General features: G+C 59.6%; 20 protein-coding genes. 6 read left to right on the top strand and 14 right to left on the bottom strand.

What is annotated here, in order from left to right:
- Nucleotides 1-112 precede the first annotated feature (112 nt).
- A complete protein-coding gene (locus tag PMI16_RS00125) occupies nt 113-1624 on the top strand; it encodes a bifunctional ADP-dependent NAD(P)H-hydrate dehydratase/NAD(P)H-hydrate epimerase (RefSeq protein WP_007875186.1) in 1512 nt (503 codons plus the stop codon).
- Nucleotides 1614-2531: a DMT family transporter gene (locus PMI16_RS00120; RefSeq protein ID WP_007875184.1), complete on the top strand. Its 918-nt coding sequence runs from the start codon at nt 1614-1616 to the stop codon at nt 2529-2531. Before PMI16_RS00125 ends, PMI16_RS00120 begins: the two co-directional genes overlap by 11 nt.
- A 16-nt stretch (nt 2532-2547) precedes the next feature.
- Here the strand turns inward: PMI16_RS00120 and PMI16_RS00115 are convergent, their stop codons facing one another.
- Nucleotides 2548-3288, bottom strand: a complete 741-nt coding sequence (locus PMI16_RS00115) for an ABC transporter ATP-binding protein (protein ID WP_007875183.1) — start codon at nt 3286-3288, stop codon at nt 2548-2550.
- A gap of 73 nt (nt 3289-3361) precedes the next feature.
- Between PMI16_RS00115 and PMI16_RS00110 the strand changes: the two genes are divergently transcribed.
- Complete coding sequence (locus PMI16_RS00110; protein WP_007875182.1) at nt 3362-3994, top strand: arylesterase; 633 nt, start codon at nt 3362-3364, stop codon at nt 3992-3994.
- Nucleotides 3995-3997: 3 nt separating this feature from the next.
- Here PMI16_RS00110 and PMI16_RS00105 read toward each other — a convergent pair whose 3' ends face one another.
- On the bottom strand, nt 3998-4753 hold the full coding sequence (locus PMI16_RS00105) for a glutamine amidotransferase (RefSeq protein ID WP_007875181.1): 756 nt from the start codon (nt 4751-4753) through the stop codon (nt 3998-4000).
- A 166-nt stretch (nt 4754-4919) separates the two neighbouring features.
- Nucleotides 4920-6866 (bottom strand): SurA N-terminal domain-containing protein, encoded by a 1947-nt coding sequence (locus PMI16_RS00100; RefSeq protein ID WP_007875180.1) that lies wholly within the window; start codon nt 6864-6866, stop codon nt 4920-4922.
- Between the two features lie 271 nt (nt 6867-7137).
- On the opposite strand from PMI16_RS00100, the gene PMI16_RS00095 reads away from it, so the two are divergent.
- A complete protein-coding gene (locus PMI16_RS00095; protein ID WP_007875179.1) occupies nt 7138-7362 on the top strand; it encodes a hypothetical protein in 225 nt (74 codons plus the stop codon).
- Nucleotides 7363-7490: 128 nt separating this feature from the next.
- On the opposite strand, the gene PMI16_RS00090 is transcribed toward PMI16_RS00095, so the two are convergent.
- From PMI16_RS00090 to PMI16_RS00060, 7 genes are all read right to left on the bottom strand, one after another.
- The gene (locus PMI16_RS00090) at nt 7491-8744 is read right to left on the bottom strand and encodes a phenylacetate--CoA ligase family protein (protein ID WP_007875178.1); all 1254 of its coding nucleotides are present in this window, start codon (nt 8742-8744) and stop codon (nt 7491-7493) included.
- Between the two features lie 63 nt (nt 8745-8807).
- The gene (locus PMI16_RS00085; RefSeq protein ID WP_007875177.1) at nt 8808-9611 is read right to left on the bottom strand and encodes an ABC transporter ATP-binding protein; all 804 of its coding nucleotides are present in this window, start codon (nt 9609-9611) and stop codon (nt 8808-8810) included.
- Between the two features lie 97 nt (nt 9612-9708).
- Nucleotides 9709-11028 carry an ABC transporter substrate-binding protein gene (locus PMI16_RS00080; protein WP_007875176.1) on the bottom strand — a complete coding sequence of 440 codons (1320 nt, stop codon included), beginning with the start codon at nt 11026-11028 and terminating at the stop codon, nt 9709-9711.
- A gap of 71 nt (nt 11029-11099) precedes the next feature.
- A complete protein-coding gene (locus tag PMI16_RS00075) occupies nt 11100-12176 on the bottom strand; it encodes a branched-chain amino acid ABC transporter permease (RefSeq protein ID WP_007875175.1) in 1077 nt (358 codons plus the stop codon).
- A 209-nt stretch (nt 12177-12385) separates the two neighbouring features.
- Nucleotides 12386-13300: a branched-chain amino acid ABC transporter permease gene (locus PMI16_RS00070; RefSeq protein WP_007875174.1), complete on the bottom strand. Its 915-nt coding sequence runs from the start codon at nt 13298-13300 to the stop codon at nt 12386-12388.
- A gap of 40 nt (nt 13301-13340) precedes the next feature.
- Entirely contained in the window at nt 13341-14162 is an 822-nt protein-coding gene (locus tag PMI16_RS00065) for an ABC transporter ATP-binding protein (protein ID WP_443134881.1), read from the bottom strand.
- Nucleotides 14163-14210: 48 nt separating this feature from the next.
- Nucleotides 14211-16184 (bottom strand): AMP-dependent synthetase/ligase, encoded by a 1974-nt coding sequence (locus PMI16_RS00060; RefSeq protein ID WP_007875172.1) that lies wholly within the window; start codon nt 16182-16184, stop codon nt 14211-14213.
- A 311-nt stretch (nt 16185-16495) separates the two neighbouring features.
- Between PMI16_RS00060 and PMI16_RS00055 the strand changes: the two genes are divergently transcribed.
- The gene (locus tag PMI16_RS00055) at nt 16496-17152 is read left to right on the top strand and encodes a Crp/Fnr family transcriptional regulator (protein ID WP_007875169.1); all 657 of its coding nucleotides are present in this window, start codon (nt 16496-16498) and stop codon (nt 17150-17152) included.
- Between the two features lie 92 nt (nt 17153-17244).
- Here PMI16_RS00055 and PMI16_RS00050 read toward each other — a convergent pair whose 3' ends face one another.
- The 4 genes from PMI16_RS00050 to PMI16_RS00035 form a co-directional block, all read right to left on the bottom strand.
- Nucleotides 17245-17676: a response regulator gene (locus PMI16_RS00050; protein ID WP_007875166.1), complete on the bottom strand. Its 432-nt coding sequence runs from the start codon at nt 17674-17676 to the stop codon at nt 17245-17247.
- A 229-nt stretch (nt 17677-17905) separates the two neighbouring features.
- On the bottom strand, nt 17906-18556 hold the full coding sequence (locus tag PMI16_RS00045; RefSeq protein ID WP_007875165.1) for a response regulator: 651 nt from the start codon (nt 18554-18556) through the stop codon (nt 17906-17908).
- 2 nt (nt 18557-18558) lie between these two features.
- Nucleotides 18559-20016 (bottom strand): hybrid sensor histidine kinase/response regulator, encoded by a 1458-nt coding sequence (locus PMI16_RS00040; RefSeq protein WP_007875163.1) that lies wholly within the window; start codon nt 20014-20016, stop codon nt 18559-18561.
- Between the two features lie 37 nt (nt 20017-20053).
- Nucleotides 20054-21769 carry a sensor histidine kinase gene (locus tag PMI16_RS00035; RefSeq protein ID WP_272942458.1) on the bottom strand — a complete coding sequence of 572 codons (1716 nt, stop codon included), beginning with the start codon at nt 21767-21769 and terminating at the stop codon, nt 20054-20056.
- On the opposite strand from PMI16_RS00035, the gene PMI16_RS26360 reads away from it, so the two are divergent.
- Entirely contained in the window at nt 21720-21860 is a 141-nt protein-coding gene (locus PMI16_RS26360; protein ID WP_237719752.1) for a hypothetical protein, read from the top strand. The genes PMI16_RS00035 and PMI16_RS26360 overlap by 50 nt on opposite strands.
- Nucleotides 21861-22573 lie beyond the last annotated feature (713 nt).

Genomic DNA, 22573 nt, shown 5'->3' with positions numbered 1-22573 from the left:
CTGCTCTTTTCATCTCTGCGGATTTTTTTCAATTGACTTAGAATGGTTGCGCCTGCAGCATTCTTTCATTCCCTCCGTTCCCTCTTTTTGACCTTACCGGGCCGCATCGACCATGAGTGCGCTTTATTCGATTGCTGAAATTCGCCAGATCGAAAATGCCGCCAAGGCAGGCCTGCCCCCCTACACCCTGATGCAACGCGCCGGCGAAGCCTGCGCCCGGCATGCGCTGAGCCTGGTGGCCGGCGAAGACGAAGTGCACATCCTGATTCTGGCAGGTCCCGGCAACAACGGCGGCGACGCGCTGGAAGCCGCGCACTATCTGTCGCAGTTCGATCTGCACGTTGCCGTCGCCTTGCATGCCGACGAGGCAAAACAACCGGAAGATGCCCGCCGCGCGCTGCAACGGGCGCGCGAATCCGAAGCGGAATTTCTCGATATCGCCGATCCCGGCCATCTGACGTCGCAGGGCTGGACGCTGGTCGTCGACGGTCTGTTCGGCATCGGCCAGACGCGTCCCATCGTCGGCAAACTGCGCGCCTGCGTCGACTATGTGAATACCTTGCGTTGCCCGGTGCTGTCCATCGACATCGCCAGCGGCCTGCATGCCGACACCGGCAGCGTGATCGGCGGCGCCGGCTGCGTTGCCGTGCGCGCCACGCATACCCTGAGCTTCATCGGCGACAAGCCCGGCATGCACACCTGCGACGGTCAGGACTTCAGCGGCAGCATCTGCCTCGAGTCGCTTGACATTGAGGAAACCTGCTTCGTCACGCCGCATGCGCGCCTGAACGAACTGTCGCTGTTCAGCTCCGCCCTCAAACCGCGGGCCGGCAACACGCACAAAGGCAGCTACGGCGACGTCATCGTCGTCGGCGGCGCCCACGGCATGGGCGGCGCGCCGGTGCTGGCGGCACGCATGGCGGCGCATGCCGGCAGCGGGCGCGTCTTCATTGCCTTTGTCGACGACGCGCCGGCATATGACAGCGTCCATCCCGAACTGATGATGCGCCAGGCCGACCGCGTCGAGTTCGCTACCGCCACGATCGTCGTCGGCCCGGGCCTGGGCACCTCGCGCCACGCCCACGACGTATTGTCGCGCGCGCTGGATGCACAAGGCCGCATCGTGGTCGACGCCGATGCGCTCAACCTGATCGCCGCCGAACCCGGCTTGCAGCACAAGTTGCAGGACCGCGCCCAGCACACCAGCATCATTACGCCGCATCCGCTGGAAGCCGCCCGGCTGCTCGACGCCACCACCGCCGAAATCCAGCAGGACCGGCCGCAGGCGGCACGTTTGCTGGCGCGCCATTTCAAAAGCATCGCCATCCTCAAGGGCGCCGGCACCGTCATCGCTTTCCCGGACGGCGAGATCGTGGTCAATACCACCGGCAATCCGGCGCTCTCCACCGCGGGCACCGGCGACGTCCTGTCGGGTCTGTGCGGCGCCTTGCTGGCACAGGGCTGGCCGGCCACGCAAGCGGCGCTGGCGGCGGTCTGGATGCATGGCAAGGCGGCCGATCAACTGGTCGAACTCGGCGTCGGTCCGGTCGGCCTGACCGCCAGTGAAGTGGTTCCCGCCGTTCGCGCACTCTTGAACCAGATCATCCGAGACCATGCCCGCTAATCCGCAACTCTGGCTGGGCATTTTCTTTCTGATTTCTGGTTTATGGACATTGTCCTTGCTGGATACCGCAGGAAAACTGCTCGGCATGGCCGGCTACCACGTGGTGATGATTGCCTGGATGCGCTACACCATCAATACGATCTTCATGGCGGCGACGCTCATGCCGCTCTACAAACGGCGTCACGGGCGCAGCATCCTGCATTCAAACAAACCGCGCCTGCAGTTCATTCGCGCCGTGGCCTTGCTGCTGTCGACGCTGATGTTTTTCTCGGTATTGAAGATCGTCCCGCTGGCCGAAGGCACGGCGATGAATTTTTGCGCGCCGCTGATCGTGCTGGCCGTATCGCCCTGGCTCCTGGGGGAAACCACCTACATCTCGCGCTGGATCGCCGTGGCGGTAGGGTTCGCCGGCATGCTGATCGTGATCCGCCCCGGCGGCGACATCCCCGCGCATGGCGTGGTGCTGGGCCTGCTGTCGGCCGCGACCTATGCCGCCGTGTCCATCCTCAATCGCAAGGCCAACCGTGCAGACGATCCGATGGTGACCTTGTTCTACGGCGGACTGGTGGGCATGGTCCTGAGCAGCCTGATGGTGCCGTTCTTCTGGTCGCCGCACACGCCGGACGCGACCGAATGGATGATCCTGGCTTCCACCGGCATCACCAGCACCATCGGCCATCTCTGCATGAACACGGCTTACAGGCATGCCGAAGCGTCGGTGCTGACGCCGTTCGCCTACACGCAGATCATTTCGGCCACCACCATGGGTTGGCTGGTGTTCGACCAGTTTCCGGACGGCATCACCCTTCTTGGCATCGCCGTCATCTGCGCCAGCGGCATGGGCATTGCGTGGGTCGAGCACAGGCGCGCCCATCCTCTACGCAAAGCGATACGGAAGCCTGCCTGAATATCTTCAAGCGAACTTAAACGAGACGCCCCGCAGCAATCGTGATGGTGCGGACACAACGCGCCGCGATGGATGGATCATGCGTGACCAACACCAGCGTGGAGCCGTGCTCCTGATTCAATTCAAACATCAGCTGGATGACTGCCTCGCCGGTGGTGGCGTCGAGGCTGCCGGTGGGTTCGTCGGCCAGCAGCAAGGGCGGTTGGGTGACGAAGGCGCGCGCCAGCGCCACGCGTTGCTGTTCGCCGCCGGAGAGATATTTGGGGTAATGCTTGAGGCGGCTGGCCAGACCGACGCGCGCCAGCATGCTCTCCGCCTTGACACGGGCCTGGGCGTCGCCGCGCAATTCCAACGGCAGCATGACGTTTTCCACGGCGTTCAGATGTCCCAGCAACTGGAACGACTGGAAGACGAAACCCAGCTTGTGCTTGCGCAGCGCCGCGCGACCGTCTTCGTCGAGGGCGAAGATATCGACGCCGTCGATCCTGACCGTGCCCTCCGATGGCGTGTCCAGTCCGGCCAGCAAACCGAGCAGGGTCGACTTGCCCGAACCCGAGGCGCCCACAATCGCCAGCGTCGTTCCCGCCTGCACGTTAAAATTGACGTCGCGCAAAATCGCCAGCTCGCCGACCTTGGTCACGGCGGTGGCCGGAGCGGCGGCGTCGGCGACGCGTTTGGACAATCGGACAACTTCGATGGCGGCTTTAGCGGCAACGCTGGTGGCACCGGCGGCGGAAAATTCAGAGGAATCAGGCATGCAATACGATGGCGTCAGGTGGATCGGTCGGTGGACAAAGAAGAGCATGAACATAAGCACGCGCAATACGGCGATGCAAGGCCGCTCATGGCGCCGGCTGCTCGCTGCGCTGCTGGCGATGCCCTTGCTGATGCTGGCGGCGAGCGCCTATTCTGCACCAAAAACCCTGCTCGTGCTCGGCGACAGCCTGTCGGCGGAATACGGCCTCACGCGCGGCAGCGGCTGGGTGGCGCTGCTCGACAAACGCCTGCAGCAGGAAAAGATAGTCACCGCCATCGTCAACGCCAGCATCAGCGGCGAAACCACCATCGGCGGCAAAACCCGCCTGCCCGCCCTGCTCAGCAAACACGCGCCGGACATCGTGATCATCGAACTCGGCGCCAACGACGCGCTGCGCGGCCTGCAACTGAGCGCCACGCAAAGCAACCTGCAGGCGCTGATCGACATGTCGAAACAGGCCAAAGCCAAGGTGCTGCTGGTGGGCATGCAGATCCCGCCGAACTACGGCGCCGACTACGCCGGCAAGTTCGCCCAGTTGTTCCCGGCGGCGGCCAGACAGAACAAGACCGCGCTGGTGCCGTTCTTCATGAAAGACATCGCCGACAAGCCGGCCATGTTCCAGGCCGATCGCATGCATCCGAACGAACAGGCGCAATCCAATCTGCTGGATAACGTCTGGCCGTATCTCAAGCCGCTGCTCAAATAACTATTAAGCGTGCAAGTATAAAAAGCGGCGCAAGATCGCCGCCGATTGCGGCGTATCGCTGACCTGCTCCGCCATGACGTCGGTGTCGATGCCGCACTTGCTGTAGATCTCGCGATACCAGGCCAGGTGGGCCTTGACGAAGTCGCTGCTGAATTCGGGATGGAACTGCGCCGAGAAGATGTTCGGCGCCAGACGCAGCATATGATGCGGGTCCATCGGCGAACTGGCCAGCACGGTCGCGCCCGGAGGCGGCTCCAATACCACCTGCGAATGCAGCATGTGCGCGGGGAAACTATCCGGCGCCTCGTGCAGCAAATGTTCGTCAGCGGCGACCGGATGTTTTTTGACGGTCATGGTCCCGGCCACGCGTCCGGCCGGGTTATAACCCACCTTGCCGCCGAAGGCATGCGACAACAGCTGATGGCCGTAGCACACGCCGAACATCGGCAACTGCCGTTGCGCGGCACGGCGCAGCCACGCCGCGGTCCGTTCGCTCCACTCCACCAGATCGGTCACCATGGTCGGCGAACCGGTAATCAGCACCGCGCGATACCGGTCGGGTTCGCGCAGATACTGCCCCTGGAACACCGACACAATTTCGGTCTCGTCATCCCTCAGGCCTGCTGCTTGCTGCAATTGCGCGGCATAGCTGCCGTAAGAATGCCTGAGGTCGTCGTTGGGGTCGCCCGTGTGGATGATCAGGACCGGCGCCGAAGAAGGGGCCGAGGAAGAGGTTGAGGCTATGGCTGAGGCAGACATTGGCGCGTTTCAAAGACGAGGATGAGCTTCCATTGTACGTTCCCCGGCATGTCCCGGTGCATGAAAAAAGGCCGCATAAGCGGCCTTTTTTACCTGATGCGCGGCGTTCCTTGTGTCCCGAGGCGCATCCGTTTGCATGCTGGTGCAAATGATTTACATCATTGCCTTACTTCGACGCATCGGCGGATTTGCTGCCCGAGGCACCCGCCGTAACAGCTTCGCCGGCCTTCAGGATCTTGGTCTTCGCCTTTTCCTTCTGGAAGTTGATGTAGGACAGCATTTCCTGCTCGGCCAGCACGTTGGCGATCTGCTCCTGCTCGGTCTTGCGACGGGCCGCATCAGGAGTTGCCGGTTGCGCCACCTTGGTCACGCGGAACACGCTGTAACCCTGGCCCGGCAGTTCCACGCCGGTGTAGGCAGGCAACTTGGCGGTATCGGCCTTCATGACGGCCAGGAAGGCATCCTGGTTCCAGCCCTGGGTCTTCACGCGGGAAGCCACCTTGACGTCGCCGAAACCGGCGGCATCGTCTTTGCCCTTCAGTTCCGCCAGCTTGGCTTCGCCGGCTTTTCTGGCCAGCGCCATGGCTTCGTCTTGCGTCACCAGCTCGCGCACCAGGTTCTTGACGTCGTCAAACGGACGCTTGGTGACCGGCTTGTATTCCGCGATATGGCCGGCGATCAGCGTGGTCGGGGCGATTTGCACCGCTTCCGTATTGTGCTTGCCCTTGATGGTGTCGTCCGTGAACAGCGCCTTCAGGAACTTGGGATTGTTGTATGGCGTATTCGGCGCCAGCGTCGGATTCGGCAAACGCGTCACGCCGGCGACCGTTTCGATCTTCAGCTTGAGCTTGTCGGCCACCGGCTTCAGGCTGTCGCCCTGTTCGTAGACGGTATTGTTGAAGATGTCGGCCAGTTCGGCATACTTCTTGGCGGCCAGCTGCTTCTTGATTTCGCCGGCGATTTCGCCTTTGACTTCATCCAGCGATTTGACGCTGCCGGCCTTGATGCCGGTCAACTGGATGATGTGGTAACCGAAGTCGGACTCGACCGGATCACTGATCTCGCCTTGCTTGAGCTTGTAAGCTGCATCTTCAAACGACTTGAGCATGGCGCCCTTGCCGAAGAAACCGAGGTCGCCGCCCTGATCCTTGGAACCTGGATCCTGGGAGTTGGCCTTGGCCAGCTTGGCGAAATCGCCCGGATTTTTGCGCAGTTGCGCGACCAGTTCATCCGCCTTTGCCTTGATGGCGGCTTTGTCGGCAGCGGACGCGCCCTTCTTGACTTCCAGCAGGATGTGGCTGGCGCGGCGTTGTTCGTCGGTCGAATACTGCTTCAGGTTCTGATCGTAGTAAGACTTGATGTCGGCGTCGGACACGCTGACCTGCGCGGCCACGGCGGCGCTGTCAAGAATCACGTAGTCGATTTTGGCTTGTTCGGGCACCTCGAACTTGCTGCCGTTCTTGTCGTAGTAAGCCTTGAGCATGTCGTCGGTCACCTTGACCTGGCCGACGTAAGACACCGCCTTGAACGACAGCTCCTGCACCGAGCGCTCCTGGTCGTTCAGGTCCGACAGGCGGGCAGACACGGCCTTCGGCGCGAAGGCGCTGCCCTGCACGGCGAAATTGAGCTGCTGCAACGCCAGCGCGCGGCGCTGGCTGGCTTCATATCCCTTGGGCGTCAGGCCCTGGGCGGCCAGCAGCATGTTGTACTGTTCCTTGTCGAACGTGCCGTCCGGCTTGATCAGACCGGGAATCTGCATGATGTTCTGCTGCAAGGCCTGATCCGTCACGCCCAGCTTGTCGTTGACGACTGCCGCCGCCAGCGCGCGCTGGGCGATCAGGCTTTCCAGCACGTCGCGGCGCGCTTCCGGCGTATCGAACACCTTGGTGTCGATCTGGCCGCCGGACATCTGGCGCAGGCGCTCCAGCTGCTGGCGCTGGGCGGCGTCCCATTCTTCCTTGGTGATGGTCTGCCCGGCCACTTTGGCCACGGCATTGTCGCCATCGGAGAAACGGCTGTAGCCTTCCAGGCCGAAGAACGCGAAGGACGGGAAAATAAACAGCAGCAGCAGGAATTGCATCAAGCGCTGATGGTTACGGATAAATTCAAACATTGGTCAGCCGATCACGAAATCACAAACAAATGACATCAAATAAGAAAAAAGGCGAACTCGCGTTCGCCCTATAGCAATGCTACCGTCGGCGGACCGGACCGGGTCCGCTCTGGAGGATGCCGCCTTGGCAACACCCGCGCGTCATTATACACAGCCGGCCGGACCAAGTCACCGATACTGCCGCCGGGAAATACCTCGGAATTACCGCTTTCGGGCCTGCGCTTACGTTATCATCCAGCCCAAAACAAGCCTTGGAACAAAAGGAACGCACATGGCAAAACTGGAAGATATCGTCAAAAGACAGAAGCAAGGCGCACAATTCGTGCTCTCGTCTCAGATGCTGGGCATGGACGTTGCCACCTTCGACACCGTCGCACAAACCTGGATAGAACGCGGCGGCCCCGGGTTCGAAGCTACCGGCGTACCGTTTCGCAAGGTAATCGACGGCGAATTTCTGATTGCTCGCCTGACCGTCGTCAAGACCGATCCAAACTAAGAGCCGCTAACAAAACGTCGGTGGCAAGGCGCGCCGACGCAGACAGTACGAAAGTACCTTAGTTACGTTAAGTAGAACCGGGAGAAGCGACGCCGCCAGCGGCGTTTTGTTAGCGGCTCCAAGCGGCGTCATTCGTACTTGCGCGCGTCCTCGATGACCTTGCCGTCGTTGGGCAAACTCCCCGGCGCCGCAAACAGCACTTCTCCGCGCAATTTGGTGATGTCGCGCACGCTGTCGGCAATCGCCCCCGCCTGCGCCACCGCACCATCCATGTCCATGGTTTCGCAATGCAGCGTCATGCTGTCATTGGCCATTTCGCCGCTGACCACCAGGCGCGCCTTCAGGATCAATCCGTGACGGCGAGTGATCTCCGCCACTTGCGAGGGATGCACGAACATGCCGCGCACCTTGGTCGTCTGGTCCGCGCGTCCCATCCAGCCCTTGATGCGCGTATTGGTGCGTCCACACGGCGAGATGCCGTCCAGCACCGCCGAGAGATCGCCGGTGCCGAAACGGATCAGCGGATAGTCAGGATTGAAGGACGTCACCACCACTTCGCCGACCTCGCCCGGTTTGACCGGATCGCCGGTGCCGGGACGCACGATTTCCAGGATCAGGTCTTCATCGAGGATCATGCCCGGATTGACCTTGCCGTCGCTGATCGATTCATAGGCGATATTGCCGATGTCGGCCGAGGCATACAGTTGCAGCACATTGGGTACGCCGTGTTCATGAAACCAGCTGCGCAGCGATGGCGGCAAGGCTTCGGCGCTGACCAGCGCGCGTTGCAGGCTGTCGAGGGCGACGCCCATTTCCTGCGCTTTTTCGATGATGATCTTGAGAAAGGACGGCGTGCCGACATAGGCATCCGGCTTGAGTGCCGCCATGGCCTGCACCTGCAGCTCGGTCTGGCCGATGCCCGACGGAATCACCGCGCAACCGATCTTGGCCGCCGCGCCCTCGGCCATGAAAGCCGCCGGCGTGAAATGGTAGGAGAAGCAGTTCTGGATGATGTGTCCCGCGCGCAGCCCCAGCGCGCGCATCGGCCGCTCGAAGCGCCACCAGTCGAGCTGATGTCCTTCGGGATCGAAAATCGGTCCCGGCGAAACGAACAGGCGCCGCAACTGCCGATGCGGCGTGGTGTTAAGTCCGCCGAACGGCGCCGTGGCGCTCTGCAAATCCTTCAGATCCGACTTGCGCGTGACCGGCAATTGCGCCAGCCCAGACCGGTCGCGGATGTCGCCGGGACTGACGCCTTTGAGGATGCGATTCCAGCCTTCGGCGCCCTGCGCGCGCGTCACCAGATCCGGTAAAGCACGCATGAGCGCAGCCTCGCGCTGTTGCGGATCGCGTTGTTCCAGAGAGTCGAGAATATCGGACATGAAGATACCGTATGCGTAGGCGGAAAGAAAAAGTGCGGCAAGGATGGCTGTCGTGCACCGGCGTCAGGCCAGCCAGCGCTTGCGTCGTCTGTAAAACTTCATGTCGCGGAAATTCTTGCGTCCCGCCGCCGAAACGCCGAGATAGAACTCCTTGACGTCTTCGTTGGTGGCCAGGTCATTGGCCGCGCCTTCCATCACCACGCGGCCGTTTTCCAGGATGTAGCCGAAATCGGCATAGCGCAGCGCCACCATGGTGTTCTGTTCCGCCAGCAGGAAGGAGACGTTTTCCTTGGTGTTGAGGTCTTTGACGATCTCGAAAATTTCTTCCACGATCTGCGGCGCCAGTCCCATCGACGGCTCGTCGAGCAGGATCATCGACGGCTTGGCCATCATGGCGCGGCCGATGGCCGTCATCTGCTGTTCGCCGCCGGAGGTGTAGCCGGATTGCGACTTGCGGCGCACCTTCAGGCGCGGGAAATAGTCGTAGATCTTTTCCAGTTCCTGCTTCACTTCGGCGTTGCTGATGTTGCGCGTATAGGCGCCGGTCAGCAGGTTCTCTTCCACGGTCAGGTGGCCGAAACAATGCCGCCCTTCCATCACCTGGATCACGCCGCGCTTGACCAGATCGTTCGGCGTCAATTGGTCGACGCGCTCGCCCTTGAATTCGATGCTGCCCTTCGTGACGTCGCCGCGCTCGGCCGTCAGCAGGTTGGAAATCGCCTTGAGCGTGGTGCTCTTGCCCGCGCCGTTGGCGCCCAGCAGCGCCACGATCTTGCCTTCCGGCACCGCCAGCGACACGCCCTTGAGGACCAGGATCACGTGGTCGTAAATGACTTCGATGTTGTTGATGTTCAGTGCTGTACCCATGCTTGCTCCGGCTTTACCTGCCTGTTTTCAGACTATCTTTTCAAAAAAGCGTCGGCGCGCCCGACACACTTCAACACGCCGACGCCAAGGCCTGTTTTTACTTCATGCAGGCTGGGGTAATACCCTTCTCTTTTGCATACTTGGCGGCCGATGCCTTGAACAGCGGGTGGATCAGGTTCTTGTTGCCTTCGATCCAGTCCGACACCAGCACCCACTTGCTGCCGTCCCATTGCTGGATCTTGACCTTGCCGGAACCCTCGTGGTTGTCGCAGGAAGTCTTGATCTCGGGCAGCAGGCCGGTCGCGCCGAGCTGTTGCAGACGGGCGTTGGTGATGTTCAGGTTTTCCAGGCCCCAGCGCACGTCTTCGCCGCTCATGACCTTTTTGCCGAATTTGCCTTGCGCCGTGCGAACGGCTTCAACTGTTGCCAGCGCCGCAGAGACGCCGCGGTTGTACAGCACCGAACCGATCTTGTTCTTGTCCTGCAGGTTGCCCTTGCCGGCGCCGTAGACCACCTTCTCGATATCGGCGATCAGCGGCACGCCCTTGCCGGCCACGTTCCAGGTCGCGCTCAGATAGCCCTTGGCGGCGTCGCCGGCGGGAATGGTGTCTTCCTCAGAGCCGGCCCACCACGAACCGATGATCTTGTCGCGCGCAAAACCAACCTTTTGCGCCGCCTTCAGCGCGGTCTGGTTCATCACGCCCCAGCCCCAGAAAATCACATAGTCGGGATTCTCCTGACGAATCTTCAGCCACTGCGCACCCTGCTCGTTGCCGGGATGCGCCACGGGAATTTCCACCAGCTTGAACTTGCCGATGCTGGCTTCCGCCTCCAGCGCCACGATCGGTTCCTTGCCGTAAGCCGAGTCGTGGTACAGGAACACGATCTTCTTGCCGCTCAGCGAGCCGCCGTTCTTGGTCGCGAGATATTTGACGATGGCCGACACCTGCATCTGATAGGTCGTCACCAGCGGGAAGGCATACGGAAACACCGAGCCGTCCACCGCATCGGTGCGGCCGTAGCCGATCATCAGCAGCGGTACCTTGTCCTCGGCGCTCTTGTCGATCAGCGCGTAGGAAATCCCGGTCGCCATCGGATTGATGGCGGTGCCCTTGGTAACGGTATTCTTGTTCTTCATGCGCTCGTAGCACTCCACGCCCTTGGCGTTGTTGTACTCGGTCTCGCACTCTTCCCACGACAGCTTGACGCCGTTGACGCCGCCGTCCTTGAGATTGACGTAGTTGAGGTAGTCGACATAGCCGCCGTAATACGATTGGCCGTTGGTGCCGTAGGGGCCGACGCGATAGCTCGGAATCGCGATGAACTGATCGTTGCTTTGCGCCGTCGCCGGTAGCGCCGGGGCCAACAGGCTTGCAGCAACGGTCGCGGCAAGCACCAGCTGTTTGATGTTTTTCATACGTGTCTCCTTGTGTAGTTTTACCCATGTGCGCGCTTTTCTTGCGCGCATCGTTTTACTTCTGCAAAACATTAGTGCGGGAACGGCCACAGGCGCAGCTTCTCCTTGGTGATCTGCCACAGGCGCGCCAGCCCATGCGGCTCAACAATCAGGAAGAAAATGATCAGGCCGCCGAACAGCATGAGCTGGATGTGCGACACCGTCGCATTGGTGAACGGCAGGTGCAGGAAAGACGCCAGCGGCGGCAACACGTTGTCGAGGAAGATCGGCAGCAGCAGGATGAAGGCCGAACCGAGGAAAGCGCCGAGTATGCTGCCCACGCCGCCGATGATGATCATGAACAGGATGCGGAACGACAAGTCCAGCGAGAAACCGTCCGGCTCCACCGAACCGAGGTAGCAGAACGCATACAGCGCGCCTGCCACGCCACAGAAAAACGAACTCACTGCAAACGCCAGCAGCTTGGTGCGCATCAGCTGGATGCCGATCACTTCCGCCGCCACGTCCATGTCGCGCACCGCCATCCAGGCACGGCCGGTCGACGAGCGCACCAGGTTCTTGGCCAGCAGCGCCATCACGCAGACGATGCCGAGCACGAACAGGTATTTTTTCACCGGCGAGTTGATGTCGATGCCGAAGAAATCGATCTTCTGCGTGCTGATCACGCCCGACGAGCTGTTGTTGGAAAACCAGGAAAACTTGGTCAGCGCCCACACCACGAAAAACTGCGCCGCCAGCGTCGCCACCGCCAGATAGAAGCCCTTGATGCGCAACGACGGCAGGCCGAACACGATGCCCACCAGCGCGGCGCAACCGCCGGCGAGAATGAAGGACAGCAGGATGGGAATGCCCTCGATGCGCAGCTGGAAGTTATAAGCGGCATAAGCACCCACCGCCATGAAAGCCGCCGAACCGAGCGACAACTGGCCGGCATAACCGGTCAGGATATTCAACCCCAGCGCCGCCAGCGCAAACACCAGGAAAGGAATCAGGATCGCCGAGAACCAATACTCGCTGCCGATCAGCGGAATGCCGACGAAGGCAATCGCCAGCAGGATCGCCATGCCGATGCGATCCTGCCGGATCGGAAAAATCTGGCTGTCGGCGATGTATGATGTCTTGAACTGCCCGGCCTCACGATAAAGCATAGTGTTTCTCCTGTGTCTCCGTCAGATGAGCCGCTCGCAGTCATCAAATCAGCGATGTGTCTCACCCTCTCTATTTTTACCCCCGTCGTCCCAGCGCACGTTGGGACCCGGTGTCGTTTTTTCCAATCACTCCAATGTGTCGAACGACGCTGGATTCCTGCGTTCGCAGGAATGACAAAGGCGTTATTTACTGTACTGAAACATGTTCCTTAAACCCGGTCGATATGCCGCTCGCCGAACAATCCCTCCGGGCGCACCAGCAGGAACAGCAACGCGAACACATAAGGGAACCAGCCCTCGATACCGCCGAAGTTGCCGCCGAACAGATCCTGCAAGACGGGCGGGATATAAATCTCGGCCAGCTTCTCCGACGCGCCGATAATCAGGCCGCCGACAATCGCCCCGGGGATCGAGGTGAAGCCGCCCAGGATCAGCACCGGCAATGCCTTCAACGCCGTCATGGTCAGCGCGAACTGCACGCCATTGCGCGACCCCCACAGCAAGCCGGCCACCAGCGCGACGAATCCGGCCACGCCCCACACCACCGCCCAGATATGCTGCAGCGGAATCCCCAGCGACAACGCCGCCTGGTGATCGTCGGCGACGGCGCGCAAGGCGCGGCCGACCTTGGTGCGTTGAAAGAACAAAGCCAGCAGCGACACCAGCGCAATCACCATGCCCGAAGCAAACAGATCGAACTTGGAAATGCCGATACCGATGCTGTCCATGATGGACATGATCGGTTCGTCGACGATGCCCAGATCGATGGCGCGCACTTCGCTGCCGAACAGCAAAGGCCCCAACCCCTCCAGGAAAAACGCCAGACCGATGGTCGCCATGAACAAGGTGATCGGCGGCTGATTGACCAGCTTGCGCAAGACGAAACGTTCGGTCGCCAGCCCCACCAGGATCATCACCACGAAGGCGCCGATGATGGCCGCCCACATCGGCATGCCCTTCTCCATCAGCCCGACCACGGCCAGCGCGGCGAAATACACCATCGCCCCCTGGGCAAAGTTGAACACGCCCGAGGCCTTGTAGATCAGCACGAAACCCAGCGCCACCAGCGAATACATCAGGCCGGACAGCAAACCGCTGAGCGTCACTTCAAAGAAAAATTGCATCTGCGTTCTCCGCTTGTTCTGTACGCTGGATTTAGTGCGTTTAGTGTGATGTGCCGAGATAGGCCTTGATCACTTCCGGATTGGCCATCACTTCGTCCGGCGTGCCATCGCCGATCTTCTTGCCGTAGTCGAGCACGACCACGCGATCCGAGATGTCCATCACCACGCCCATGTCGTGCTCGATCAGCACGATGGTGGTGCCGAACTGTTCGTTGACGTCGAGGATGAAGCGGCACATGTCCTGCTTCTCTTCCACGTTCATGCCGGCCATCGGTTCGTCCAGCAGCAGCATGCTCGGTTCGGCCGCCAGCGCGCGCGCCAGCTCGACGCGTTTTTGCAGGCCGTAAGGCAGGCGTCCCACCGGCGTCTTGCGGATGTGCTGGATTTCGAGGAAGTCGATCACCTCTTCGACTTTGTGCCGATGCAGGATTTCTTCGTTGCGCGCCTTGCCCCACCAGATTGCATTGGCGAGAAAGCTGGAATGCATCTTGGTGTTGCGCCCGGTCATGATGTTGTCGAGCACGGTCATGCCCTTGAACAACGCAATGTTCTGGAAGGTGCGCGCGATGCCTTGGCGCGCCACCTTGCTGGGATGCATGCTGTGGCGCTGTTCGCCGCGAAAAACGATGCTGCCTTTCTGCGGATGGTAGACGCCGTTGATGACGTTGATCATCGAACTCTTGCCGGCGCCGTTGGGACCGATGATGGCGCGGATCTCATGTTCGCGCACGTTGAACGAGATGTCGGTCAGCGCCTTGACGCCGCCGAAGGACAGGGAAATATTCTGCAGGTCCAGCACGACCTCGCCGATCTTGCGGCCGCCGTCTTCGGTCGCCGGAACATCCTGTCGCAGCGGCTCCATCGGCTGCACTTCTTCCGTGATATGTCTTTTCATGGTGGTCATGCAGGCCTATGCCGCTTGATTGAGGTTGGCGAAGGTCTTGACGTCGGCGATCTTCAGATCGGCCGCGATCATGCCCTGGCGGCCGTCTTCGAACTTCACCTGCGTCTCGATGTACTGCGATTGCTTGCCCGCGTAGAGCGCGTCGATCAGCACCGCATATTTTTCGGCGATGAAACCGCGCCGCACTTTGCGGGTGCGCGTGAGTTCGTCGTCGTCCGGATCGAGTTCCTTGTGCAAGACCAGGAAGCGATGGACCTGCGAATCGGCCAGCAGAGGATCCTGCACCAGATCGGCATTCACCTTTTCCACGCATTCGGCGATCAGCTGGTACACGCTGGCATGGGCAGCCAGATCGGTGTAGCCGCTGTAAGCCAGGTTGCGGCGCTCGGCCCAGTTGCCGACGGCGTCCATGTCGATATTGATGAAGGCGGTGCACTGCTCGCGCTGGTTGCCGAAGACGACCGCTTCCTTGATGAAAGGGAAGAACTTCAGCTTGTTCTCGATGTACTTGGGCGCGAACATCGTACCGCAAGCCATCTTGCCGACATCCTTGGCGCGGTCGATGATTTTCAGATGGCCGTCGGTGTCGAAGAAGCCGGCGTCGCCGGTATGGAAATAGCCGTTTTCGTCGATCGCCTCGGCCGTTGCATCGGGACGCTTGAAGTAAGACTTCATCAAGCCCGGCGAGCGCACCAGCACTTCGCCGTTGCCGTCGATGTGGACCTCGACGCCCTTCATCGGACGGCCGACGGTATCGAGCTTGACGTCGCCGGACGGTTGCATGCACACCGTCACGCAGGTTTCCGTCATGCCGTACAGCTGCTTGAGGTTGATGCCGAGCGAACGATAGAAGTCGAACAGATCGGGACCGATGGCTTCACCGCCGGTGTAAGCCACACTGATGCGCGACATGCCGAGTACATTTTTCAGCGGGCCGTAAATCACCAGATGGCCGAGCGCGTACAGCAGGCGATCTCCCAGCGAGACATCCGGCTTCTTGTCCAGAATGCGCATGCCGACGCGGCGCGCGATCTTCATGAAGCCATGGAACAGTTGGCGTTTGACCCAGCCGGCGTCTTCGATGCGGATCATCACTTGCGTGAGGATGTTTTCGTAGATGCGCGGCGGCGCGAAATAGTAAGTGGGTCCGATCTCGCGCAAGTCCGTCATGACCGTGCTCGGCGACTCCGGGCAATTGAGGCAGAAGCCGGCGACATGGGTCTGCGCGAACGAATACAGGAAATCGCCGACCCAGGCCAGCGGCAGGTAGCACAGCACATCGTCGCGATCGTTGAGCTGATCGAATTCCACCAGCGTGGTCGCGGTGGCGATCATCGCCGCGTGCGAGTGACATACGCCTTTTGGTTTGCCGGTGGTGCCGGAGGTGTACAGAATGATGGCGATGTCGTCGGGCGTCAGCGCGTTGACCTGGTCCATGAAGAACGATGGATTGGCCTTGTCGTAGGCGCGTCCCAGTTCTTGCACGCCGGCGAAGGACGACAGTTCGGGCTGGCGATAATTGCGCATGCCACGCTCGTCGTCATAGATGATGTGCGTCGGACGCTCGCTGCCTTCGGAGAAATTCAGTTTGATGTCGAAGACCTTGTCGACCTGCTCCTGGTCTTCGGCGACGACGAAATCGATTTCTGCATCGTTGAGCACGTAGGCCATGTCGGCGGCAGGCGCATCCTGATACAGCGGTACCGGCATGCCGCCCAGGCATTGCGTGGCCGACATCGCCCAATACAGGCGCGGGCAATTGTTGCCGATGATCGCCAGGCTCATGCCGCGTTTGAAACCGAGCGCCGCCAGGCCGCAGGCAAATGCCCTCACCTCGCCGGCAACCTGCGCCCACGTCGTGGTTTGCCAGATGCCGAGATCCTTTTCCCGGAATGCCGGGCGATCCGGGCGTGCTTGTGCATGCATCAGGAGCAACTGCGGAAATGTCTGCGCTCCTGGACGTTGTGTTGTCTCCACCATCGTCCCACCTTTATTTATAAACGTTCGTTGCCGCCGGGTATGGCCTTGCCGCGAAACGTTTGGGGTCTCTATGTGTCAAGTCAGTCTGAACCGGGTTACTTACGTCGCACTTACTGAGGAACGCTCTATTTTTCTAGCTGTTTACCCTAGTAAGCGAGCCGGTGTTGCGCTGCTTTTGTGCGATGATAGTAGTGTGAGTTGAGAGGCAGGGTTGTCATCTCGCAGACAATTGCAGGACAATTGTCAAACTTTTGATATTGCGACGCATCATAGAACTCATTCCAATGACAAGAGACACATCGATTAAGGACATGCTGGACAAGACCATCTGGGCGCGCTCGCTGACCGCCGAACAATTGGCGCGCGTGGAAGCAGAAGTATTCAGTCGCAAGTTTTCCGCCGGCGCCTTCGTGTGCCACAAGGGCGATCCGGTCACGCATTGGATAGGCGTGCATGAAGGCCTGCTGAAGATGAGCAGCGTTTCGCCGGAAGGCAAGACCGTTTCCTTCGCGGGCATGGCCAACGGCGGCTGGCTCGGCGAAGGTTCACTGCTCAAGGACGAGCCGCGCAGATACGACGTGGTGGCGTTGCGCGACAGCGAGCTGATCTACATGCCGAAGGCGACGTATCTCTGGTTGCTCGACAACAGCATTCCCTTCAATCGTTTTCTCGTCACGCAACTCAACGAGCGATTGGCATTGTTCATTTCCCTGGTGGAATACGATCGCATGCTCGAACCCGATGCGCGCGTGGCGCGTTGCCTGGCGGCGCTGTTCAATCCTTACCTCAATCCCGGCATCGGATTGGAACTGCAAATTTCCCAGGAAGAAGTCGGCAACCTCTCCGGCGCGTCGCGCCAGCGCGCCAATCAGGCTTTGCAGGTATTGGAAAAAGCCGGCTTGCTGAAAGTCGACTATGGCAGCATCACCATTCTCGATCTGGACGGCCTGCGTCAGTTTCCTTCCTGATGCCTGTCAAGCACGTACGAATATCGGTGCATCAAACAAAAATGCAGGCCTGAGCCTGCATTTTTTATTACCCCTTCACTGTCATCCGGCGTTCAACGCACCGGCTTGTTCCGGGTCACCCAGTACATCCCTGCGTCCGCGACGGTGCCGATGAATTCGCGTGGATCGGCTGATTTCATCAGGTAGCCGTTGGCGCCGAGCTGGTAACTCTGCACGATGTCGCGCTGATCGTCCGAGGAAGAGAACATCACTACCGGAATGTGCGCCGTGGCAACATTCGATTTGAGCATTTTAAGGAAGTCGTGCCCGCTCATCAGCGGCAAATGCAGATCGAGAAGAATCAGGCGCGGGTGCAGATCCTTGCGGCCGGCGTAGCCGTTGTCGGCGAACATGAAATCGGCAGCCTCTTCGGCATCGCTGAACCATGTCATCTTGTCCGAGAGCTTTTTTGTCTCCAGGGCAATGCGCGTCAGCTCGGCGACTTCCGGGCTATCGTCCACCAGCATGATATCCATTTGCTCCATGTGCAGATCACTTTCTTGCGGGTACTAGCTTTAAACATCATCAGGTTCTGCACCACGCTGCAACACGGCGGGCTTGCGACATGCCATACGTGAGCGTGGAGAGGCATGATCGACGTTGAATTTATCTGCATATATTTAACGATGTACTACATTCGCAGTATCAGGTCGGCGAATTAATTATGGCATAAACAACAATGGGCGCTATCAGGATTTTCCCGAGATTCATGCTTTATTTCTCGGACGTCGTCAGGCCGGTACGGATGGCGTAACGGACCAGTCCGGGGACGTCGCGAATCTCGAGACGTTCCATCAATTGGGAGCGATGGGTCTCGATGGTTTTGGCGCTGACGTTGAGGCGATAGGCGATTTCCTTGGTATTGTTGCCTTCCGCAATCAACTGCAGGATTTCGCGCTGGCGCGGCGTGAGCACTTCCACCGGCGTACCGTCCTGCGTGACTTTTTTCATGTACAGATCAAGCGCTTCCTTGGAAATGTGCGAGTCGAGATATTGTCGGCCATGGATGACTTCAATGAGCGCCTTCTCCAGCTCATAAGCCGCCGAATCCTTGAACAGATAACCGTTGGCGCCGGCATTGAGCGCCTGCATCACGTATTCTTCGCTGCCGTACATCGACAGCATCAGGAATTTGATGGTGGGATGATCGGCGCGCAGACGCCGCACGGCTTCCAGGCCATTCATTCCTTTCATTGCGATATCCATCACGACGACGTCGGGCTTGTGCTTTTCCGTGAGCTCGATGGCGGCATTGCCGTCGTCGGCTTCCGCCACGACTTCAATCCCGGGCATGGCCGTGAGCAGCGAGCGAATGCCGCTGCGCACCAATGCATGATCGTCCGCCAGCAAAATTCGTGTCGACATGTTCAAATCCTCCTCATGACTGGGGCAACAGGCAATTGCAAAACGATCTCCACGCCCTGGCCGGGCGCGGAGGCGATGTCCATGGTACCGCCGACCAGCACGGCGCGCTCTTCCATATTCAGCAATCCGAAACTCGTGCCTGAGATGGCGTTGCTGCGCGCCTTCTCGATGTCGAAACCTTTGCCGTCGTCGCGGATGCTCACGTTCAATTGATCCTGGCGCTGGCTGACCCTGACCCAGATGTTCTCGGCGTTGGCGTGGCGCAGGATGTTGGTGACGGCTTCCTGCACGATGCGAAAGCAGGTGTTCTCGATGTCGTGGTGCAGTTCGACCGACAGCGGCGAACTTTCAAACCAGCCCTTCACGCCGGCCAGCGTCGACTTGTTCTCGACGTAAGACCGCAAGGTCGCGATCAGTCCGAGATTGTCGAGCTGCGGCGGCCGCAAATCCAGCGACAGGCTGCGTACCTGCGACAATACCGCAGCCACGATGTCGATGCCGTTCTGCAGCGACGGCCCTTCCAGCGAACCGGTCTTTTTGATGGTTTCCAGGTTGATCTTCAGCGCGGTGAGCGATTGGCCGACATCGTCGTGCAGCCCGCGCGCCAGATGCTGGCGCTCGCGCTCCTGCACTTCGATGACGCGGCTGGCCAGCATTTTCTGGCGCTCCATGGCGTGTTCCAGCTCTTTCTGCGAGTTGACGCGCTCGGTGACGTCCATCGCCAGACCCGCCGCAAGACTTTTGCCGTCGCTGCCGATCGGGAAACGCACCATGTCCATGATCTTCGGATTGTGGTCGGCGTCGAACACGGTTTCCTGCGTGTGCATTTCGCGCTTGCTTTCCAGCACCATGCGATCCTGCTCCTGGGCATTTTGTGCGGCGCCGCTGGACATCAGGTCGAAGTCGCTCAAACCGATCATGTCGCTCGGCGTCATGCCGAAGAAGGCCGATTGCGCCGGATTGACGTACAGGTAGCGCAACTCGGCGTCCTTGATCCAGGCCGGCATCGGCGCGGCATTCATGAAGGCGTAAAAGCGCGCCTGCATCTCGCGCAAAGCGGCCGCGCTGGCGCGTTGCTTGCGCCGCACCAGTGCATCGCGCAGTTCGCGTTCGACCGCAATCGGCAAGCGCGCAATGCTGCTCTTGAGGAAGTAATCCTGCGCGCCCGCCTTCATGACCTCCACCGCGGTCTGCTCGCCGATGGCGCCCGAAACGATAATGAAGGGAATCTGATCGCGCTGCCGTTTGACCAGTTCCAACGCAGCGACTGCGCTGAACATCGGCATCGAATAATCGGAGATGACGATATCCCATTTATCGCGCATGGCGGCTTCCATGTCGGGTTCGGTATCGACCCGCTTCCAGGTCGGTTCGAAACCGCCGCGCTTGAGCTCGCGAACCATCAGGATCACGTCTTCTTCCATGTCTTCGACAAACAGAACCCGGAGGGGGATGCTCATAAAATCGGCTTTCGTAAAAAGTCGTCACGGAGCAGCATCATCGCGCCACCATGGTCGATTCATGCAAATCCGGCGGTGTTCTCGGCAGCGAAAAATAGAAGCTGGCGCCCTCGCCCGGCACGCTTTCGGCCCAGACACGCCCGTTATGCCTGACGACGATGCGTTGCACCAACGCCAGGCCGATGCCGCTGCCGGGGAAATCGTCCTGCCTGTGCAGACGCTGAAACGTGCCGAAGAGTTTGTGGACATAACGCATGTCAAATCCGACGCCGTTGTCGCTCACCTGAAACACCACTTCCTCCGGCGTGCCCTTGGCGCTGACCCTGACCTCCGGCCGGGCTTGCCTGCTACTGAACTTGACGGCATTGCCAAGCAGGTTTTCCCATACCTCGGCCAGCAGAGCGCGATTGGCGACGACGTCGTCGAGCGGCCCGATGATGAATTCAACATTGCCGTACTCGCGCTGCAATCCCTTGACGCAGTGTTCGACGACCTCGCGCGTGGGCACCTTCGCCGGCTTCAACTCACCCGTGCTTGACCTGGACAGACGCAACAAGTCGTTGATCAGCCCATCCATCTTTTTGACGTTCCTGCAGATGACTTGCAGCAGTTCTCTTCCTTTATCGTCCAGCGCCTGCGCATAGTCTTCTTCGACCATCATGGCGTAGCCCGAGATCGCCCGCAGCGGCGCCCGCAAGTCGTGCGAGACCGAATACGAAAAGCTCTCCAGTTCCTTGTTGATGTTGCTCAGATGCTGGGCATGACGCCTGAGATCGGCGTTGAGCGCGTCCATTTCGCGCTCCATCTGCTTGCGCGCCGAGATGTCGTCAATCATATTGCGACTGACCGCCAGGCCGGTGTCGGGATGCCGTGCCGTACCTGCGCTCATCAGCGTCGAAAAATGCGTCCCGTCGGCGCGGCGGTAGTCGAGGTCGACGTTGCTGATCGATTTGTCGCGCTGGAAGCGCGGCCACACCTCCAACCGATAACGCTCGGCGCTTTCCGGTGTCAGCAGATCGGCCTGCTTCAGCTTGCCGATCACTTGCTCGCGAGTGTAGCCGAGCCAGGCCAGTTCGGTGTCGTTCATTTGCACGATCAATCCGCTCTCCTCGTCAATGGAGTGATAGCCGCAAGGCGCCTGGTTGTACAGATTGTCGAGTTCTGCCGCATAGATCCGGGCCTTGAGCTGCGCTTCCCTGCTGCGCCGCATCTCCCGCTTGAGACGCAGGTAGACGACCAGCAGAATCACCAGGCCGACGACACTGCCGCTGAGGATGGAAAAAATGGCCCAGTCGATGCTTTTTTTCGTTTCGACGGAACGTTGCTCCAGCAAGGCGTTTTCCGCGCTCTTGAGTTGCACGAACTGCTTACGGATATCCTCGCTCGGATCGCGCACATGGAAATGAATGCCGTCGATCCGGGCGTTCTTGCCGGATTCCAGCAAGGTGCGCGCAAGCTCCACGCGCCTGGCGATGTTCCCGCTCAGTTGCACCAGCCTGTCCAGTTGCGTCCGCTTGTCGATTTGCAGGGCGCGCAAGCCTTCCAGCATGCCAGACAGCGCCGTACGATCCCCCCCGAAGCCAAGCAGATACTCATGACGACCGGCGAGTACGCCGGCAACCAGATTGAGCAAGGTCGAATGCGTCTCGTCAGGACGCTGCAAAACAGCATGCCTGTGTTGAACCCAGACCGCCCTTTCAACAATGCGCGCGCTGCTGCAAGAGACGGCTGCGACTCCAATCGACAACAACATGGCGAAAAAGAAGAAAACACCGGCATTCGCAATGGACGATTTTTTCTTGTTTAATATCGGCATCGTAATGATGAATTTCGATGAAGCTTAAACAGTTTATCGGGGGCGCCGTGCTGACGTTCACTGAAATTCCTGCACCCTGCACTGGTTCTTTGTCCGCTGAAAATCCGTTTTACAAGAAACTGATTATTCTGTTCGTTATGTACGTTGCGTCCGATTTGTTCTTCGTGCGGTGCTGCATTTCGTCTTTTTCTTGTTGTCCGAAATCGGTGCCGGCAGCTCCACCGCCCGACTTAGTCTACGCAACTGCTGCGCGCCGATGCGTAAAAAGGTTCATGAACCCGGCGTAGTCAGGCGCTACACTCCTTCCGTTTGTTCAGCCTTTAATCCTCATTCGACTTCGTATCTCTTCAATCTCGTCGGAAAAGGCCCGGATTCATTTGTTTTCCGATATTTCCTCGCGAAGGAAAATGCCTCTTAATGGCGTGAAGTGCGTTCATATCGACATTAAATATGTGTCTTCTTCGGAGACTTCTCTCACTAGAGCCCTAAACAGATATCAAGTCAAGTTTGTTGAAATTTGTTCCAAAATAACATAGAAAATATGACATCGTAAAACAGCATTTTATTCTAATAAAAACAAGGCAAAAAATCCCGTTTTCCTAGGGAACAGGATGTACGCAAACGCCCTGGACGGCGCAACAACATCGCCAAGAAATAATTCCTTCGAGCCCCGCGGAGAGCTCACAGGCGACTCTCTCCTCTCCGCATTTTTTGCTTCTCAAAAAGAAAAAAGGCCTGCTC

It is taken from the genome of Herbaspirillum sp. CF444 (assembly GCF_000282135.1).
In the GTDB taxonomy this organism is placed as follows: domain Bacteria; phylum Pseudomonadota; class Gammaproteobacteria; order Burkholderiales; family Burkholderiaceae_D; genus Herbaspirillum.
The sequence above is the reverse complement of the archived record's forward strand: the minus strand, read 5'-3'. Positions and strand labels throughout refer to the sequence as shown.